This window comes from Vibrio sp. L85 (genome assembly GCF_963871815.1).
In the GTDB taxonomy this organism is placed as follows: domain Bacteria; phylum Pseudomonadota; class Gammaproteobacteria; order Enterobacterales; family Vibrionaceae; genus Vibrio; species Vibrio harveyi.
Window position 1 is genome coordinate 233,550 of record NZ_CAWMYL010000022.1, and the last position, 17,788, is coordinate 251,337.

The 17,788-nt window shown below is 44.7% G+C and carries 15 protein-coding genes; 11 read left to right on the forward strand and 4 right to left on the reverse strand.

The window, feature by feature from the left end; all coding sequences use genetic code 11:
* Positions 1-123: 123 nt before the first annotated feature.
* Positions 124-1,812, reverse strand: a complete 1,689-nt coding sequence (locus AACR11_RS05710; RefSeq protein WP_029789417.1) for an NAD-dependent malic enzyme — start codon at positions 1,810-1,812, stop codon at positions 124-126.
* A gap of 228 nt (positions 1,813-2,040) precedes the next feature.
* Here AACR11_RS05710 and AACR11_RS05715 point away from each other — a divergent pair, with 228 nt between their 5' ends.
* The 4 genes from AACR11_RS05715 (at position 2,041) to AACR11_RS05730 (ending at position 7,718) form a co-directional block, all read left to right on the forward strand.
* Positions 2,041-4,395: a helicase-related protein gene (locus AACR11_RS05715; protein WP_029789416.1), complete on the forward strand. Its 2,355-nt coding sequence runs from the start codon at positions 2,041-2,043 to the stop codon at positions 4,393-4,395.
* Positions 4,396-4,797: 402 nt separating this feature from the next.
* Entirely contained in the window at positions 4,798-5,175 is a 378-nt protein-coding gene (locus tag AACR11_RS05720) for a hypothetical protein (protein ID WP_005444488.1), read from the forward strand.
* 291 nt (positions 5,176-5,466) lie between these two features.
* Positions 5,467-7,143, forward strand: a complete 1,677-nt coding sequence (locus AACR11_RS05725; protein ID WP_079325594.1) for an alkaline phosphatase D family protein — start codon at positions 5,467-5,469, stop codon at positions 7,141-7,143.
* Positions 7,144-7,358: 215 nt separating this feature from the next.
* The gene (locus tag AACR11_RS05730) at positions 7,359-7,718 is read left to right on the forward strand and encodes a T6SS amidase immunity protein Tai4 family protein (RefSeq protein ID WP_009701546.1); all 360 of its coding nucleotides are present in this window, start codon (positions 7,359-7,361) and stop codon (positions 7,716-7,718) included.
* A 58-nt stretch (positions 7,719-7,776) separates the two neighbouring features.
* Here the strand turns inward: AACR11_RS05730 and AACR11_RS05735 are convergent, their stop codons facing one another.
* Both AACR11_RS05735 and AACR11_RS05740 read right to left on the reverse strand, forming a co-directional pair.
* Complete coding sequence (locus AACR11_RS05735; protein WP_009698104.1) at positions 7,777-8,007, reverse strand: PAS factor family protein; 231 nt, start codon at positions 8,005-8,007, stop codon at positions 7,777-7,779.
* A gap of 376 nt (positions 8,008-8,383) precedes the next feature.
* The gene (locus AACR11_RS05740; protein ID WP_005444484.1) at positions 8,384-8,848 is read right to left on the reverse strand and encodes a DUF417 family protein; all 465 of its coding nucleotides are present in this window, start codon (positions 8,846-8,848) and stop codon (positions 8,384-8,386) included.
* Between the two features lie 128 nt (positions 8,849-8,976).
* On the opposite strand from AACR11_RS05740, the gene AACR11_RS05745 reads away from it, so the two are divergent.
* The 5 genes from AACR11_RS05745 (at position 8,977) to AACR11_RS05765 (ending at position 13,358) form a co-directional block, all read left to right on the forward strand.
* Positions 8,977-9,453 (forward strand): GNAT family N-acetyltransferase, encoded by a 477-nt coding sequence (locus AACR11_RS05745; RefSeq protein ID WP_009698103.1) that lies wholly within the window; start codon positions 8,977-8,979, stop codon positions 9,451-9,453.
* The gene (locus AACR11_RS05750; protein ID WP_009698102.1) at positions 9,450-9,929 is read left to right on the forward strand and encodes a GNAT family N-acetyltransferase; all 480 of its coding nucleotides are present in this window, start codon (positions 9,450-9,452) and stop codon (positions 9,927-9,929) included. Before AACR11_RS05745 ends, AACR11_RS05750 begins: the two co-directional genes overlap by 4 nt.
* A gap of 209 nt (positions 9,930-10,138) precedes the next feature.
* Entirely contained in the window at positions 10,139-11,557 is a 1,419-nt protein-coding gene (locus AACR11_RS05755) for an SLC13 family permease (protein ID WP_005444477.1), read from the forward strand.
* A 3-nt stretch (positions 11,558-11,560) separates the two neighbouring features.
* Complete coding sequence (locus tag AACR11_RS05760; protein ID WP_009698101.1) at positions 11,561-12,898, forward strand: ATP-binding protein; 1,338 nt, start codon at positions 11,561-11,563, stop codon at positions 12,896-12,898.
* Positions 12,885-13,358, forward strand: coding sequence for a response regulator (locus AACR11_RS05765; RefSeq protein WP_005444472.1), 474 nt, complete (start codon positions 12,885-12,887; stop codon positions 13,356-13,358). Before AACR11_RS05760 ends, AACR11_RS05765 begins: the two co-directional genes overlap by 14 nt.
* Before the next feature lie 85 nt (positions 13,359-13,443).
* Here AACR11_RS05765 and AACR11_RS05770 read toward each other — a convergent pair whose 3' ends face one another.
* Complete coding sequence (locus tag AACR11_RS05770) at positions 13,444-15,150, reverse strand: putative bifunctional diguanylate cyclase/phosphodiesterase (RefSeq protein WP_005444471.1); 1,707 nt, start codon at positions 15,148-15,150, stop codon at positions 13,444-13,446.
* Positions 15,151-15,610: 460 nt separating this feature from the next.
* Here AACR11_RS05770 and AACR11_RS05775 point away from each other — a divergent pair, with 460 nt between their 5' ends.
* Positions 15,611-16,822: an HD-GYP domain-containing protein gene (locus AACR11_RS05775; RefSeq protein WP_005444470.1), complete on the forward strand. Its 1,212-nt coding sequence runs from the start codon at positions 15,611-15,613 to the stop codon at positions 16,820-16,822.
* A gap of 323 nt (positions 16,823-17,145) precedes the next feature.
* Positions 17,146-17,772 (forward strand): LysE family translocator, encoded by a 627-nt coding sequence (locus AACR11_RS05780; RefSeq protein ID WP_005444463.1) that lies wholly within the window; start codon positions 17,146-17,148, stop codon positions 17,770-17,772.
* Positions 17,773-17,788: the final 16 nt, after the last annotated feature.

Below are 17,788 nucleotides of genomic sequence, written 5' to 3' on the forward strand. Positions count from 1 at the left end.
TGATAGAAATGAAAAGAGAGAAGCCCATTTATGCCAAAATACGGTTAGGATGAGAAAAAAAAGCATAAAAAACAAAAGCCCCCGCAATGCGAGGGCTAATTATTATACAAAGCGTAGCAAAATTTAGAATGCTGTGCGTTTGTAACGGCGATAAACAGGCTGCCAGAACGCTTGGTCAATGGCGTCGTTTAACGCTTCATCGGTGATTTCTAGCGCAACGCCTTGCTCAATTGCTTTCTTCGCAACAGCGAATGCAATCTTCTTCGATACCAAGTGAATTTCTTCTAGTGGTGGAAGTAGGGCACCGGTGCCGTTGATAGCTAATGGCGAACATGTTGCCAACGCTCGGCTTGATTCCATCAGCATTTCATCGGTTACACGCTTCGCATTTACCGCCAGAACACCAAGTCCAATACCCGGGAAGATGTAACTGTTGTTACATTGTGCGATAGGGTAAGAACGACCTTCATGAACCACTGGCTCGAATGGGCTACCTGTTGCAACCAATGCTTCGCCGTTTGTCCAGCGAATGATGTCGTTTGGCGTTGCTTCTACACGGCTAGTTGGGTTCGACAATGGGAACACGATCGGGCGCTTACAGTGTTTGTGCATCTCTTTGATTACTTCTTCACTGAACAGACCCGGAGCACCCGATACACCGATCAGCACTGTTGGTTTCGCGTTGTGCATCACATCAAGAAGTGAGAAGCCATTTCCTTCATTTTCCCACTCTTTTGTGTTGTCGAACTTCTGAACCAAGCGTTGCTGGAAATCAAGAAGGTTAGGCATACCCTCTTGCAATAGACCCCAACGGTCAACCATGTAAACTTGTGAACGCGCTTTCTTATCAGAAATCCCTTCCGACACCATTTGTGCGATGATCGCTTCGGCGATACCACAACCTGCTGAACCTGCACCCAAGAAAGTAATACGTTGATCTGAAAGCTTAGTGCCTGCCGCTTTACATGCTGCTAGTAGAGAGCCTACCGTTACCGCAGCTGTACCTTGAATGTCATCGTTGAAACAACAGATGCGATCTTTGTAGCGCTCTAGAAGCGGCATTGCGTTTTTCTGTGCAAAGTCTTCGAACTGGATTAGCGCATCAGGCCAACGACGTTGTACTGCTTGGATAAACTCTTCAACAAACGCATCGTAATCTGGACCCGTGATACGAGGATGACGCCAGCCCATGTACATTGGGTCTGCTAGACGTTGCGGGTTGTTAGTACCTACATCCAGTACGATTGGTAGCGTGTACGCAGGGCTGATACCACCACACGCCGTGTATAAAGAAAGTTTACCGATTGGAATGCCCATGCCGCCAATACCTTGGTCACCCAAGCCCAAGATTCGTTCGCCATCAGTCACTACGATAACTTTAACGTTGTGGTTGGCTGCGTTGTTTAGCAGATCATCGATACGATCGCGGTTCGGGTATGAGATAAATAGACCACGACCACGACGGTAGATATTTGAGAAGTTCTCACACGCTGCACCAACAGTTGGTGTGTAGATGATAGGCATCATCTCTGAAATGTGGTTTTGAACTAGTCGGTAGTATAGCGTTTCGTTTGTATCTTGGATGTTGCGCAGGTAAATGTGCTTATCCATGTCGCTTTCAAAGCTTTTGTACTGTTGGTACGCACGCTCTACCTGTTCTTGGATCGTTTCAGTTGTCTCTGGTAGAAGACCTTCCAAGTTAAATGAACTACGTTCTTCTGCAGAGAACGCACTGCCCTTGTTCAATAGAGGAGTCGCTAAAAGAGCCGGACCCGCATATGGGATATAGAGTGGGCGCTTGTCGTTGTTCATTGGGTGCCTTAAATGTAGGGTTGAAGGATGCGTGCAAAATTCTAACGGGTTCACTATTTAGTTGTAAACATTCGTTGATGTACATCAACGTAATGTCGCAAAAAAATTCAGTTCCCGACGAAAATATCGTCACTGGAAAGAAAACATAACCATGAAATCGATTCCTAAAGCAGGAATTTCTCACTCAGGTATAATGCCCCGCAATCCATTATCACGTTCTTATTTGTTATGTCTCAATTGCCTATCGATAGCTTACAAGCTGAATTTGACCAACTCGTGAATCACCACCATTTGGTGGTAGAAGCCGAAACGGGCTCTGGTAAATCTACGCGTTTACCGCTTTGGTCTGCTAATCATGGTCGAGTATTGGTCATTGAGCCGCGTCGAATCGCATGTACGTCATTGGCAGAGTTTCTTGCTGATCAATCTGGTCAACCGTTAGGGAAGCAGATTGGTTACGCGATTAAGCTTCACGCTCACTATGATGAAAACACCAAAGTCGTGTTTGTGACGCCTGGTGTTGCACTACGTTGGTTCGCAGAAGACAAGCTTGCTAGCTTCGATATCGTGATGGTGGACGAATTTCATGAGCGTCGCTGGGACATTGATCTCCTTACTGCGATTTTAAAGCAAGAAAAGCAACACCGCTTGATCGTGACGTCAGCAACCTTAGAAGGTGAAAAACTGGCGAACTATTTGGATGCCAAACGGCTGCGATCGGAAGGTCGTTGTTTTCCTGTTACCGTTACCCATCGTTCACTGGATAGCCGTTACTTGCCGAACAAAAAAGGTTGCGAGAATGATGTCGTTCGAACAGTGAAGGAGGCGCTGGAAGACGAAGAGGGCGATATTCTCGTTTTCTTACCGGGTCGCAAAGAAATTACTCAATGCGCACAAATGCTGCAAAACATCAATGACGTAATGATTGTGAAGCTGCATGCTTCGGTGAGTGATGAAGAGCGACACCATGCGTTAACGATACAAAATCAACGCAAAGTGGTTTTAGCGACCAACGTGGCGGAAACCTCGCTGACCATTCCCAATATCCGCGTGGTGATCGACAGTGGTTTGGAACGCAGAACGGTGCAACGAAACGGACGCACAGCTCTGACATTAACTCATATCTCCAAAGCCAGTGCCGCTCAGCGAATGGGGCGTGCTGGTCGTGTTGCAGAAGGGGCGTGTATTCGTCTGTTTGGTGAACATGCGCCATTAGAATTGGTTACCCCACCCGAATTACATCGTGAAGAACTTGTGGAGCCTATGCTTGCGGCTGCTTGTTGCGGCTATAGACTTTCCGAACTTCAATTTCTTGATGCGTTACCTGAAAAATCGCTGCTCTCCGCGAGCCAAACCTTGCGAGGTATGGAAGCGATAGACCAACAAGGTGATGTCACCGAGCATGGTAAAAAAGTTTACCCCTTACCTATTGACGCATTGTTTGCTGATTTAGTCACTCGTATGCAAACCAAATCAGAAAAAGAAGCGATGATCGACTTAGCTGCCGCACTCTCTGTTCCAGCTCAGTTGCATCAATTGCAAGGCGGTGAGTCTGCCGAAGCCCTAGCGCAAGAAGAACCATTTGGTTGTGATGCATCGCTGATGATTCGCTTGGTGAGAGGAGAGCAACTTCCCGGCGTTAATGTTGATGTGAGCGTACTTGAAGAAGCACAAGGCTTGGCGAAACAGATGCGAGAAGTGTTTGAATTGCCAGAACTTGACGTAGCATCGCGATACAAACGTGATGAACTGACCAAAGCAATCGCCAAGTTGCATCCTGAGCTGGTCTTCGTTCGTCGAGAACGACGCCGTGACGCTTTGGGCAATGGCTTGATGGAAATGGTGGTCGGTCGCAATAGCCGCTTCCCTGATAAAAGTGAGGCAGCATTGGTACTCGATAGCCATAGTGTCCCCGGAAGAGGCGTAAAGCAGACGCTTAACCTTGCATCTGTGATGTTACCTGTTTCCTTGGCGCTGCTACGTGAATTAGAACTTGGCGAATGGCAGCAAGGCGAAACCAATTATGAAGAAGAAGTCCCGCGCGCGACCATGCATTTGATCTATGCAGGGCGAACCATTTGTACTGAATACCAAGCACTTCAAGGAGAAGTGGCGGTTCAGTCTATTGTCGAGATGATTGATGAACAAGCGCTATTGCCGGGATTTGCGCCACTAAGAAAGCAACAAATTCAGCATTGGAAGATCTATAACGCTCTCGGGTTAAACCAAACTCCTGTTGATAAAAGCATGCTTGATGATTTGTCTTTTTCTACTTGGCTGGTCGAACAGCTGGAAACGCTTGGTGTCGAAAGTGTAGAAGACATCGAACTGTTTGACGCGGATGATATCCCTTTCGAAGGTATTCCAGATTGGGAATATCAAGATTTTGCAGAACAGTTTCCACTTAAGCTGGTGTTAGCTGAACTAAAACTCGACGTAGAGTACTTTGTGTCACGTAAATTGGTTCATGTCATCTACACAGAAGGTAACCGGAAAGGTGACCCAAAACGCTGGGAGCTACCACGATGGTCAGGCTGGAAAGTGCAATATAAGAAAGCCAGTCGAGTGCTCGATGTAAAATAACCTAAACCGGAATAGTAAAGGCGGAATCGAACTAAGCGACACCTCGTACTTTAATGACATCTTAGGTCTGTATGTGCAGGGGTATCACGACTACGGAGAAACCTCGATAGATTATGACTAATCACAAACGCAAGTAGGACTCGATATTCGTCTTTTGAACGTAATAGTCGTCATCCACTGGTATGCCTTGGCACACCGTAGTTTTAGTTCGTCGTTTAAAATATTAATCAATTGAATGCTTATATATGGCGAAGCTGTACTCCATTTGTTACAAAGCTGGTTTTAATATTTCCTTTTGAGGTTAAATTAGGGCATAAAAGACCATTGTTTTATATCCTATTGCTATATCAAAGTAATTGAACGATATTTTGTATATCTCATTTCAGAGTGTCGAGGCATAGGATGGAGCAACAAGGAAAGACATGCATTGAATTCGACTACACAAGCTTCCTAGGGGCAACGGGAAGTAAGAAGTGGACCTTCTTGGAGGCATTCGCCACCATCGCTCCCATTTTTGGCTTGATGTGGAAACAGAACATCGCGGAGTTGAGCTTACCAGAGGATCGCCTTTGGGATGCTGCCTTAAAATCGATGTCTTCACGTCAGAGTGATGAATCCAATCTAGTGATGTTGGTGAAGCTAGCAAAACATGAAGGGATCCATGAATTACGTGTAGTTATGCCTTATTCGTTAGACTCAAAGCAGATTGAGTACATTGAATCTCGAAGCAAACTAAAAGTAGAAACTGCCGAGCAAGATGTGCTGAATTTGAGGCTCTAACACCCAAGGAACGATCCCCAAACACAAAAGCGACCTGTCAAAAGGTCGCTTTTTTTGTTTTACCTATCAGATTTATAAATACCTTCATGATTTGTTGGAAGTGTGATGAATATAGAGTATTTACACTTAAATTAACAAAAATGTAACATCAAGAAATACAATTGTCATAACTACCTTCTAACTTAATGTTTTTTAGAGTAATTAGCCAAAGAAGCATAATGCGTCTATTGGCTGGTTAAATCGTGCAGGAACGAGCGCGTTAATAAAAACACAATAACAAAGGAAGTTACTATGTCATTGTCTCGTCGAGATTTCATAAAAGCCGTCTCTTCAGGAGCCGTTGCAACAACACTTACCGCCTGTGGTAGCGATGATAGCGATGCGACTCCCACGGGATCATTCGAATACGGTGTGGCCAGCGGCGACCCGACCCAAACTCAAGTGATTATCTGGACTCGAGTGACCACCGCCGCCAGTTACGTGGATGTAACATGGCAGGTCTCAAGATCAGAAGATTTTTCAACCGTTGAGCAAAGCGGTACTTTCACCACGGACACCAGTCGAGACTTTACGGTTAAGGTGGATGTGCAAAACCTCAACCCGAGTACTCAGTATTACTACCGCTTCATGGTAGGCGAGACCACTAGCATCGTTGGGATGACACAAACTCTACCTGAAGGCACCGTAGATAAAGCATCCATGGCTGTCGTGTCTTGCGCAAATTATCCCGCGGGTTATTTCAACGTTTATAAAGAGATTCTCAAACAGCATCAAACAGAGTCGTTCGATGTAGTTTTGCACCTCGGTGATTACATCTATGAATATGGCGCTGGTGGTTATGCCAGTGAAGATGCAGCTAGGTTGGGGCGTGAGCCAAGTAAAGGTACCGAATGCATTACTTTAGATGACTATCGAAAGCGCTATGCTCAATACCGTCAAGATCAAGATCTCCAAGCTTTGCATGCTGCATTGCCAATGATTGCGGTTTGGGATGACCATGAGCTCGCGAATGACGCATGGAAAAATGGTGCAGAAAACCATCAAGATAATGAAGGCAGTTTTGTCGACAGACGCGCCGCCGCTGCCGCAGCATGGACTGAGTGGTTGCCTGTTCGCGAGAATACCTTTTCGAATATGTTGATTTATCGTCAGTTCTCGTTTGGTGATTTGATCAACCTAATGATGCTCGATACTCGCTTAGTTGGGCGAGATCAGCCGTTGGACTACTTTTCGCTTAATGCACCGACAATGGATGCGATTGGTGGACTCGTAGCGCAATCACGCAGTGCTGATAGGGAGCTACTTGGTACTGAACAACTGGCTTGGTTAATGAATGCGTTTAACAGCCAAGACGCCAAATGGAATGTTCTTGGGCAGCAAGTTCTTATGTCGCGTATGGAGCTTCCGAGCTCGGTTATGTTAGCAATGTTTCAGTTATTTAATGCCACAGATGAGCAGAAAATGGATGCTCTTCTCGCGGTGAACAGTGCGATTTCAAATTACCTCGCTGATCCAAGCTCAGATACGATTAAGCTGCCATATAACCTCGATGCTTGGGATGGGTACTATGTTGAGCGAGAGCGAGTGTATGAGATTGCAAAAGCGAGTGAAGGTCATTTTGTTTGCTTAGCTGGTGATACGCACAATGCATGGACCAGTGAGTTAAAGGATGTATCTAATAACCCTGTTGGTGTCGAGTTTGCGACAAGTTCGGTTAGCTCTCCGGGTTTAGAAGAATACTTAGCGTTAGAGCCCGTTGCCATCGCACAAATGGAGTACACATTGCCGCATTTGGTTTCTGAGTTGCAATGGACAGACATTAAACAGCGTGGCTTTATGCGTGTAACCTTTACACCAGAAAAAGCGCAATCTACTTGGTACATGCTCTCTAGTGTTAAAGATAAAAACTACCAAGTGACCACAAAGATGGCATCAACAACAGATGGTGTCACGCTCGCTCTTGAATAGGGTTTCAACTCATTCTCCTTGAACGAATTCCTTAAACGTTAACCTTAAGCCAGCAAGGTCGTTGCTGGCTTGATTACATATGACGTCCTCACTCCCAATGAACAATCACTTTCCTCGAATGTGTCGCAAATTCCAAATGCTGGGTGCAATGAGACGTAAAGGTGCGTTAGGTTGCATCTAGCTGAAAGTTTAAACTTTTTGGATGAGACTCAAGGATGAAGACATTGAAAAATAGCGTCTGGTTAGGATGTGTCGGTTGGTTTTACAGTTTATTGGTTGGAGCAAGTCCGCTTGAAAATCACAGTAACGAGCAGTTGTTGACGAACTTTGCTCTTGCTTCGTGCATCGCCACGTTTTATCCAAAAACAGAAGTGGCAAAAGACGCGAAAGTGGCAATGCAGGGGTACGTAGAGTTTTCAGATCTATCGATAGAAGTGTTTGCAGGTATTCATGAACTCATTGACCGTAAAGCGGTAGAACAGTATCAAGCGAAAAGAGGAGGGACGGTAGAGCTCGCTTATTGCATCGACTTCTCACACTCAGAACAAGTCCAGCGACTCACGACTTCTGATTAAATCTCGGAAAGAAAAACGGCCCTTAGGGGAGTAGGGCCGTCACAGAACAAAAAGCAAATTAACGCTCAGGAGTCGTTAACAGTCTAATCGCGCTGTCTACTGCATTGTCTATTCCTTCACGGCTTTCCAGTTTCCCTGAACTCGCTGGGCCAAGAGCGCATGCATACAATGCAAGTTGCTTATCAAATGGCAGATCGAGTTGCTCATACAAGTTTTGGCGGATCTTTGCGTGGTGTTCAGGTTCTTGGTTAGCAAGGTTGACAAGCGTGTCATAAATAAGCGTTTTCATATAATTCCTTTTTTATTGCACGGGGTGCATATGGAGTGTATTCGATTACAAGCTAAATTTCAGACGCACCAATCACAGAAAAGCTGCCCAATGAAAATTTTCGAAGCGAAGTAACTATTTATCAGTAGTTATGTATGAGCCGAGATTAAATGTTTATTTAAATCAGCGTGATAGGGAGGTATGATTCTTATAGATGATATTTAAGTTGGGAACTTCAAGGACTTCAAAGCGTACTTTTATTTGCACTTTAACAAGTTCGATTTTAAAGGATTAAAAAGGGAGCTGACATGGAAAAACACTGCGTTGTATTACGCCTGATTAAAAGCGCCACTATCAAATGGCGCTCCTCTTCATTCACTTTAAAAGTGCCTGTTACTTAAGCGGCTGCCTTTGTAAACGAGCTCGGTTTATTCTTCTCAATCACACTGATTGAAATTGCTAGGAACAAAATATCTTTCACTAGGAAAAAGTTCGCGATTAGAACACCGTCGGAAACTTTCCATGTGTTTGGTGTCGTAACTAAGAAGCTCAGTGTAGCAAGAAAGATGACACTAGCCGCAATACCAGACCAGTAGGCAACGGTTGGTTTTTTCAAACCGATGATCAATCCAAGTGCGACAATGATTTCTGTCAGACCAATGATATTAGAAACTGCTTGAACTGAGATGATGCTGTACAGCCAAGACATTGCTGGGTGATTAAGCACCAAAGGTTCAATTAGCTTGGCTTCTGTAGGGGTGAACTTATAAATACCTAGCCAGATAAGAACCAAGGCAACGCCAAATACGCCTAGGTAGTAGCCAAATTGAGTCGGTTTTTGGGTAACAGATGATGCATGCATAATAACTTCTCCTATAAAAGCATGATTTCAAATGACCGACGGTTGAATTATAAAATTCTTGAATTTATGGTTATATAAAATAACTAATGTCTATATAGGCAAGCTAAGCAAGAAAAGGAAAGGCTTAAATGGAATTTGTTCCCGTCGATTTATCTCGTCATTTGGATTTGTGCATTGCATTTCGACAAGACGCGTATGAGGTGAGTTTTGGTCATCAAAATGGGTTCGATACTCAAGAAATCACCTTGTGGTTCAAGTCGATAGTGGAAGATCCCGAAGCGGGTTTTTTTCATGTGATCAAAGATGACCAAATTATCGGGCAATTAGAGTGTCGGTATCCGGTAGCCGATGAAGAGGGTCATAGATTCGGATACATCAACCTGTTTTATTTGCTGCCGGAGTTTCGTCATCAAGGGCTGGGTAAGCAATTGCAAGATTTCCTATTCAAACGCTTTGTTGAAGAGGGCTGCGTATATGCAAGATTGCGTTATATTCCGGGTAATGATGCGGGAGAACGTTTCTACCTCAAGCATGGTTGGTACCCAGTAGGTGAGCCAGGTGTGCGAGGCCAATTAATGCAGTTCGATTTAATAGAAAAACTATGATTGTTATTCGTGATTTTCGTGAGCAAGATGCACCAATACTCTGGGCACTTTTCTATAACACGGTACGTAATGTCAACCGTCGAGACTACAACGAACAGCAACTGAAAGCGTGGGCGCCAGACGAGTTTGATTCAGAAATTTGGCTGCAGAAAATGACGGACATTCAACCCTTTATCGCAGAGTTAGATAGGGTCATTGTGGGCTATAGCGATGTTCAATCAAGCGGGCTTGTTGACCACTTTTTCTGTCATCACGCATATCAAGGGCAGGGGGTTGGACGCGCACTAATGGCGCATGTATTCAAGCAAGCTAAAGAAAAAGGGCTGACACGGCTCTATTCGGAGGTGAGTATTACCGCTCGTCCGTTCTTTGAGCACATGGGATTCTCTGTGCTTAAGGAACAACAAGTTGAGGTGCGTGGAGCGATACTGACGAACTATGTTATGGAGCGAGCGTATGATGGAAGCGCTGTGTGATCGATAAATATATTTCGCTCAATTAGTGAGCTTGAACACAGATACCGCATGTTTTCCGTCGTGAATAAGAGTTCATTGATCTAACACCAGAAACCCTCCTCTAAAGGGCGCGCATAATTTCTTCTCGGAGTGGCGAAAGGAAGCCAATAAAAACAGCTTCTTACGCTTGTTATCTCACGGTAAACCATCTCAGGAAGAGAAGTAGTACTATGCGCCCTTATCTCAAATACATCATCCCAACGGTGATCCCTTTGCTCGTTTTGCTGATGCCATTGTCAGCCTTTCCATTCGAAGGAATCACCATTATTCAGCAACGAGTGATTGCAATCTTCTTGCTTGCAGCGCTTTGCTGGGTATTTGAACCGATCCCAATTTATGCCACGTCGGTGGTGATCATCGTGCTTGAGCTGTTGCTCGTATCCAACAAGAGCATCATTTTCTTTAGGTTTGATGAAGGGCAGCCTCATTTTGGCGAGCTATTGCAATACAACGACATCATGGCGACCTTTGCTAGCCCAATCATTATGCTGTTTTTGGGCGGTTTCTTTCTTGCGATGGCCGCAACTAAATATCGCTTGGATGTGAACTTGGCGCGTGTGCTACTCAAGCCTTTTGGGCAAAATCCTAAATACGTGATGTTAGGTTTAATGCTGATCACGGCGATTTTTTCGATGTTTATGTCGAATACAGCGACAACCGCAATGATGTTGTCGATTCTAACGCCAGTGATTGCGGTGTTTGGTCCCAAAGATCCTGGGCGTATCGCGTTTGCTTTGTGTATTCCTGTTGCTGCAAACATTGGTGGCATCGGCACGCCAATTGGTACGCCTCCAAATGCGATTGCCTTGAAGTATCTCGTTGGTGATAACTTAATTACCTTCGGTGAGTGGATGGTCTTCGGTGTTCCTTTTGTGGTTGTGATGATGGCTCTTGCTTGGTTCTTAATCGGCTTTATGTATAAAGCGGAACAAACCACGATTGACCTCAATATTAAGAGCAAATTCCTAAAAACACCGAAAGCGATGATTGTTTACATCACCTTTGCAGGCACCATTTTACTTTGGTTGATGGGTTCTGCTCATGGCATGAACTCGTACACCGTCGCTTTAATTCCTGTCGCGGTATTCTCGCTAACTGGCATCATCAACAAAGAAGACTTGAAAAAAATCTCTTGGGATGTGCTTTGGCTCGTGTCTGGTGGTATTGCGCTTGGGCTTGCTCTGGATAAAACGGGTCTAGCTAAGCTGGTAGTGCATAGTATTCCGTTTGATGAATTCTCACCTTATGTTGTGTTGTTTGGTGCGGCGTTCTTATGTTTGGTGATGGCGAACTTTATGTCCCACACAGCGACGGCTAACTTGCTGATGCCTATTATGGCTGCGCTTGGTACATCTATGGCGTCCTTGACTCCGTTGGGCGGTGAAGTGACATTGATTCTAGTAGTGACTTTCGCAGCGTCATTAGGAATGTCTCTCCCAATCAGTACACCACCAAACGCATTGGCTCATGCAACTGGGCATGTACAAAGCAATCAAATGGCTCGTGTCGGCGTTGTGCTCGGTGTGGTTGGTGTGTTGTTGAGCTTCTTGATGGTGTGGATTCTTCACACGGTTGGACACATTGGTTAAGCCATGTACGAAAGTAAATTAGATACGCTGGTCGAGCGTTACTTCAATCATATCGAGCGTCGCATTACCGTAGCGGCAGGTTCGGTATTGATTGAACAAGACGGTTACAACGAGCGACTCTATTACGTGTTATCAGGCGAGCTTGCTGGCTACTTTTCCGAAGACGGTAAAAAGCAAACCGAAGTGTTTTCTGCATCGAAAGGGGCATTTATCGGTGTGCACAGTTTCTTTTCAGGAACGTGGACCGCGTCGTCAACGGTGATAGCGCAAACGGATGTTGAGCTAGCGTGGATAGAGCGCAATACTCCGGCTGTGGAAGCGGGCAAATATGGACCATTAACGGCGCAGTTTATGCCTGTCATGGTCAATGAGCTGTCGCGCCGTCAACGTCGAGCGATGCAAGAAGCCTTAGCCAAAGAGAAAGCACTGCAAAAGCTGCACACCGCAGAGCAAATGACGACGTTAGGTCAACTTGCTGCAGGCATTGCGCATGAGCTTAATAACGCCATTGGGGTGGTGAGTAGTAAGTCGGAGCGTTTGGAATCCGTGATCATGGAATTACTTGAAGAAGTTCATCCGGAAGCAAGTCAGTTCTTTGATTTTGGTTTGATGCAAGGGCAAAAAGTTTCTTCCAGTGAGGCAAGAAAGCGGGGACGCCATTTCGAAAAATATTACGGTTTACCCAAAGAATTGGCTCGTGAACTCGCCCGTGCAGTGCCGACTGATTACCTAAATGAACATTGGTTAAAGCGACCAGAAGAAGCCATTCGTTACTGGCAAATGGGGCGTGATTTACACGACTTACGCATTGCCTCCAAGCACACTGTTGGCATCGTGAAATCGGTGAAACAGCTTGGTCGCACGGACATCGATAAAGAAGAAGGGCTTAGAGTCAATGACTCGATAAACCAAGCGCTTGCTTTGTTACAAAGCGATTTACGACGCGTAAGCGTGCGTTTTAGTCCTGCTGACTTGCCTTTGTTTGTTGGTTCACAAACGGAATTGGTGCAGATCTGGGTCAACATCCTAAAGAACGCATGTGATGCGATGAGAGAGACAGAATCACCTGCGATTGAGATCCAAACTCGTGTGAGTAAAAGCAAGATACTTGTGACCATTGCGAATAATGGTCCAGAGATTGATGAAGCGACACGCAGAAAGATTTTTCGACCAAACTTCACCACGAAAAAAGGTGGGTTGTCGTTTGGCTTAGGGTTGGGGCTGTCGATAGTGAAACGTATTGTGGCTGGCTACAACGGCTCAATTGCGGTGAAAAGCGACAGTGAGAAAACCATATTTAGAATTAAATTACCGGTAGAGGATGAACATGGACAAGCTTAATTTAATTTGCGTTGATGACCAGCGAGAGGTGTTAAGCGCGGTTCTGCAAGACTTACAGTCGTTAAGCCAATGGCTCAACATTGAAGATTGCGAGTCTGCCGATGAAGTTCTTGAGCTGATGGACGAACTGGATGCGGAAGGTGAGATGATCGCTCTCATTATTTCAGATCACGTCATGCCAGGGAAAACAGGTGTAGAGCTGCTAACGGAAATTTCCAAAGACAGCCGTTTTATCCATACGCGAAAAGTTCTGCTGACAGGACAAGCAACCCATACGGATACGATTAATGCGATTAACTCGGCAGGCATTGACCGTTACTTTGAAAAGCCATGGCAAGCGGAACAATTGGTCGAATGTGTCAGAAATTTGGTGACTAAATATATCTTTGATATGGGATTAGACTACACCGAATATCATGAGCACTTAGATCAAAATGTTGTGTTTGATCGCTTGAGATAAATCGCAAACAAAATGAAAAGCCTGGGCTGGAGTGTCTCCAGCTCAGGGAAGTTCAATGATGAGGACCGATTCTTAGTGAGCGCCTTTATTGACTTAAGGTATATCGGCTTGCGCTCGCCACTGAAAGCGGTTTCGAGAACCAATAGCCTTGTAGGTAGTCCACGCCCATACTGGTAAAGAAGTCGCGCATTTTTGCGTCTTCAATCCCTTCGATAACCACTTCTATATTTTGTTCGCGACACATAGTGATTAAGAACTTCAGGTACTCATGAGAGGAGCGGTTGGTTAATGTCTTCCAAGCCATCGACTTATCAATCTTAATCTGTGTCATTGGCAGATCGAAGAAGCAGTTTAATGAGCTGTAACCAGCACCGAAGTCATCCAAAGAGAGAGCGAAGCCCAACTCACTCAAGGTGTTCAAAGGAGCAATAGCTGCCTGGTTATTGTCCAATATAAAGGTTTCAGTAAGCTCCAAAACAATTGCTTGTGGCTCGACTCCTACTTCGTCAGCCATTGCTTTAATTTTGTTTGGAAATTCGCTATTGAGAAGCTGTAATACTGATACGTTTACGTTCACCCTTACTTGGTTTTGATAGCGCTCACGATAGCTCTTTATGAACTGACACGCTTTCTCGAATACTTGATAGCCAAGCTCAACGATCAAGCCTTTGTTTTCTGCGACGGGAATGAACTCGTCTGGATAGATCTCACCGAACTCTTTACTGCGCCAACGTACCAAAGACTCGAAACTCACGACTTGCAGATCGGATGCACTGACGATTGGTTGGAATTTTACACTCAGTGTTCGCTCTTCAAGTGCGTTTTTTAAGCCTTGCTCAATAAAGAAATAGCGATCAACCGCATACTGCGTTTTCTGGCTGTATACGGCAATACGATCTTTGTTCTTCTCATTGGCGTATTGGCAAGTGCGTGCGGCTTTACGCAAAATTTCTTCAGCAGAGTGTTCCGGATCGATGGAAGGGTATAAACCGATACTGATGTTACTGCCAAGATATTGCCCTTGTTCGACAACGGCATCGTGATAATTTTGCTTGATGGTCTGTGCGTATTCTTGCAACTGTTCGAGCGGCACGTCGTCAAGTACCAAAATCGCGAAGTCGTCATCGTGAACACGATAAACCGTGCAGTTTGGTGAAGGTAAGTGACTAAGCGTTTGCAATAGCTTTTCTACTAAACCATCAACAAGTTCGCTACCGTATTGGTTTAGGTACGACTTGATCTCTTCGATCTGGATGTAAAAAATCGACGCATGAGCACCGTTGGATTTTACGCATTCACTGATGTTAAGCAGTAAGTGAGCGCGGTTGGCCATACCGGATGCGTTGTCATGGAAAGCGACTTGATGAATGTAACTCTCCATCAACTTACGTTCAGAAATATCGCGATGGCTGCCAACCATATAATGACCCAGTTCGGTTTCTTTGGTCATTGCAACGCCTTCGATCCAAACATATTGTCCGTTGGGTTTACGAAGGCGGTAGGTGGTCGTGACGCGAGTGTTGTCGGTCGTGATGTGTTCATCGACACGTTTAGATAAGCGTTCTCGATCTAACGGGTGCACCAACTCTAACCATCTATCGAGGTTGATACGCCCAGCGTTGATGCCGAACTGCTCATAAAAACGCTGGTTGTAAAAAACCATGCTGCCGAACTCATCCATGTAGAAGAGTCCTTCATTAAACACATCGAAGATATGAATGAAGCGTTGTTCAACGATCTGTAAAAAATCACGATCGTGTTCTGAAATAGTTTGATCAACTTTGTTGGTCAAGATACTTCCCCCATAACCCAAGCCGTCTTGGAGATAAGTATATAAGTCGAGCTACACGCAAATGACATATTTTTGAAGTTTGTCCTTTTACACTGCAAACGAAAGAAGTCGGTCCAGATTGACAGTCTGTTATGTTAATGAGCTTACGCTGTTTATGTGTAAGTAGAATAATTATTAGAGTAATGCGACTAATAATCGGTATTTATAAAACTTAGTCAACAGTAAATACCATTTGTATTGAGAAGTTATTGATTCAGCACCCAAATTATCGAAATTGTCAGCATCTGTGATGAAATCTTGACCTAAGTCCATAAAATAAAAGTGGTTTATTGTGGCGATGTTGTCTCATATATTGACCAAAAGCTCATTAATTCTAAATGATAGTGAATTCTTATAACAGTGAATGGTCAGATCTCTTATAATGCGTTTGCTAAATAATAAGTGTTAACAAGTTGCGCGTATGCAGTACAAACCAGAAGACTCAATAAAAATAGCGATCGCAGACGTCAGTATCGGTATGTTCGTTACTGCGATTGAACAGAACAAACGTGTCAACCTCGCGAATGCTGGTCGTGTCTCTACGGAGCAGGGCATCAAAAAACTGCATGCGAGTGGCGTAAAGTACGTTTGGGTCGATCAGAAACTCTCAGCGCAGCAGTGCGTCTTTAAGCCTGTTGAGGAAGAGCATGACATTACGTTGTCAGCTTCTGAAATCACGACCACTCCTCAAATCCAGCGAGCGTTCCGTTCCCGCGAGGCGCAGCACAAACGTGCCAAAAAACTGATTGCGGAAGCGAAGTGTTTAGCACAAAAGCTGCTGAACCAAACCTTTGAAGGAAAAATCATTGAGGTCAACGAGATTGAATCGTGGGCCGATGACATGATTGACAGCGTATTCATCGATTCTGATGCACTCCAATGTGTATCAGCGCTGCGCCAAAAAGACAGTTACCTTTTGGAGCACTCAGTGAATGTCGCTTGTTTGTTGGTTTCTTTCGGTAAGCATTTAGGGCTAGACAAAGAGACGCTGAAACAACTTGCGATCGGCGGCATCATTCATGATGTTGGTAAAATCAAAGTTGATGATGAGATCTTGCATAAACCTGCTCGCTTAACACCGGAAGAATTTGAACACATGAAACTCCACCAAGTGTTCGCAGGTGAGATCATTGTTGGCGTTAAAGGATTGAGTAGCGTGAGTCGTGATGTGTGCTTGATGCACCACGAGAAACTTGATGGTACTGGTTACCCACTGGGCTTATCAGGTGAGCAAATCCCAATGCATGGGCGCATGAGCTGTATCGTTGATATCTATGATGCATTGACGGCGGATCGCGTCTACAAAAAGGGCATGAGCTCGGCAGAAGCGTTTAAAATCTTATTGAGTTTGACGCCATTCCACCTTGATCCCGACTTGGTGTACAAGTTCATCAACTGCATAGGTGTGTACCCTGTGGGCTCGATAGTACAATTGAGTGATGGTCGAGTTGGCATTGTGTGGACATCCAACGATTCTCAGCCACTTAAACCCATCGTGAAGTGTTTCTACTCACGTAAGTATAAGCGTTACATCGATGTTGCTATGGTAGATTTAAAAAACAGCTCACATTCGGTTGAGAAAGCAGTAGCGCCATCATCGTTAGAAGTGGATCCAAAACCTTTCTACGATTAAGCGCAATTAAGGTGGGTTATTCACAATATCTGTCGAGTAACGAATCGCTTTACACGGTTGCATATTACCAGTATGTTGATTGCATAACTAAACAGCTCAAAGTGGACTAGAAGCGAGGCAAACTGAGTTTTTCTACTTAGCTTGCTTACTCATAGGCTTTACTAAAAGCTAGGTTGGTTTTGAGCCTGTTCAGTTATCGTCGTTCAGCTTTCATAAAAGCTATGTGGTGTCTTTCCGCGTTACGTTTCATGGATAGAAACGTCGAGAAAGGCAAGTAGGCTACACGATCTGTACCCCCATCAACACATTGGAAAGGAGCGCCAATGCAACTCGATACTTGGATCTACTACACCCTTGCGATACTTGTTCTGACTGCCTCTCCTGGTCCTAGCTCGCTGCTTTGTTTGAGTAAAGGCGTCAGTAATGGATTTCGCCATGCCTTTGCGACCGCCCTTGGCAGTCTGACGGCAATTACTATAATTCTTACCTTATCTTTTACTGGGCTTGGCGTCGTTATCGCCTCTTCAGAACTGGTGTTTAACATCATTAAATGGTGTGGTGCTGCGTATCTTATTTGGCTTGGTATTCAAGCATTACGCTCTAAGCAAACGGATTTCTCACAAGCGCAACCGGAGCAATCTTCTTCGAATTATTTAAGCGCATTTACCAGTGGTTTTATTGTGGGTTCGAGTAACCCGAAAGCCATTGTGTTCTTTACCGCGCTGTTTCCTCAATTTATTGACCCATCTGCATCGTTATTCACTCAATATATTGTCTTTGCTAGTACCTTTGTGGTGTTTGAACTGAGCTGGCTGACCTTCTATGGTTTGCTGGGCGTGAAAACATCGGATTGGTTATTTGCGAAAGGACGAGCGAAGTTATTCAATCGTTTAACGGGCGGTGTATTCATTAGCGCGGGCGTTATGTTGTCGACTGCGCATCGTAGCTGAATTGATAATTATTTCG

Excerpts from the sequence above, each read along its gene's own strand:
- AACR11_RS05715 (WP_029789416.1), top strand. The coding sequence starts at position 2,041 with ATGTCTCAATTGCCTATCGATAGCTTACAAGCTGAATTTGACCAACTC.
- AACR11_RS05730 (WP_009701546.1), top strand. The coding sequence starts at position 7,359 with ATGAAGACATTGAAAAATAGCGTCTGGTTAGGATGTGTCGGTTGGTTT.
- AACR11_RS05740 (WP_005444484.1), bottom strand. The coding sequence starts at position 8,848 with ATGCATGCATCATCTGTTACCCAAAAACCGACTCAATTTGGCTACTAC.
- AACR11_RS05750 (WP_009698102.1), top strand. The coding sequence starts at position 9,450 with ATGATTGTTATTCGTGATTTTCGTGAGCAAGATGCACCAATACTCTGG.
- AACR11_RS05725 (WP_079325594.1), top strand. The coding sequence starts at position 5,467 with ATGTCATTGTCTCGTCGAGATTTCATAAAAGCCGTCTCTTCAGGAGCC.
- AACR11_RS05745 (WP_009698103.1), top strand. The coding sequence starts at position 8,977 with ATGGAATTTGTTCCCGTCGATTTATCTCGTCATTTGGATTTGTGCATT.
- AACR11_RS05755 (WP_005444477.1), top strand. The coding sequence starts at position 10,139 with ATGCGCCCTTATCTCAAATACATCATCCCAACGGTGATCCCTTTGCTC.
- AACR11_RS05775 (WP_005444470.1), top strand. The coding sequence starts at position 15,611 with ATGCAGTACAAACCAGAAGACTCAATAAAAATAGCGATCGCAGACGTC.
- AACR11_RS05760 (WP_009698101.1), top strand. The coding sequence starts at position 11,561 with ATGTACGAAAGTAAATTAGATACGCTGGTCGAGCGTTACTTCAATCAT.
- AACR11_RS05720 (WP_005444488.1), top strand. The coding sequence starts at position 4,798 with ATGGAGCAACAAGGAAAGACATGCATTGAATTCGACTACACAAGCTTC.
- AACR11_RS05780 (WP_005444463.1), top strand. The coding sequence starts at position 17,146 with ATGCAACTCGATACTTGGATCTACTACACCCTTGCGATACTTGTTCTG.
- AACR11_RS05710 (WP_029789417.1), bottom strand. The coding sequence starts at position 1,812 with ATGAACAACGACAAGCGCCCACTCTATATCCCATATGCGGGTCCGGCT.
- AACR11_RS05765 (WP_005444472.1), top strand. The coding sequence starts at position 12,885 with ATGGACAAGCTTAATTTAATTTGCGTTGATGACCAGCGAGAGGTGTTA.
- AACR11_RS05735 (WP_009698104.1), bottom strand. The coding sequence starts at position 8,007 with ATGAAAACGCTTATTTATGACACGCTTGTCAACCTTGCTAACCAAGAA.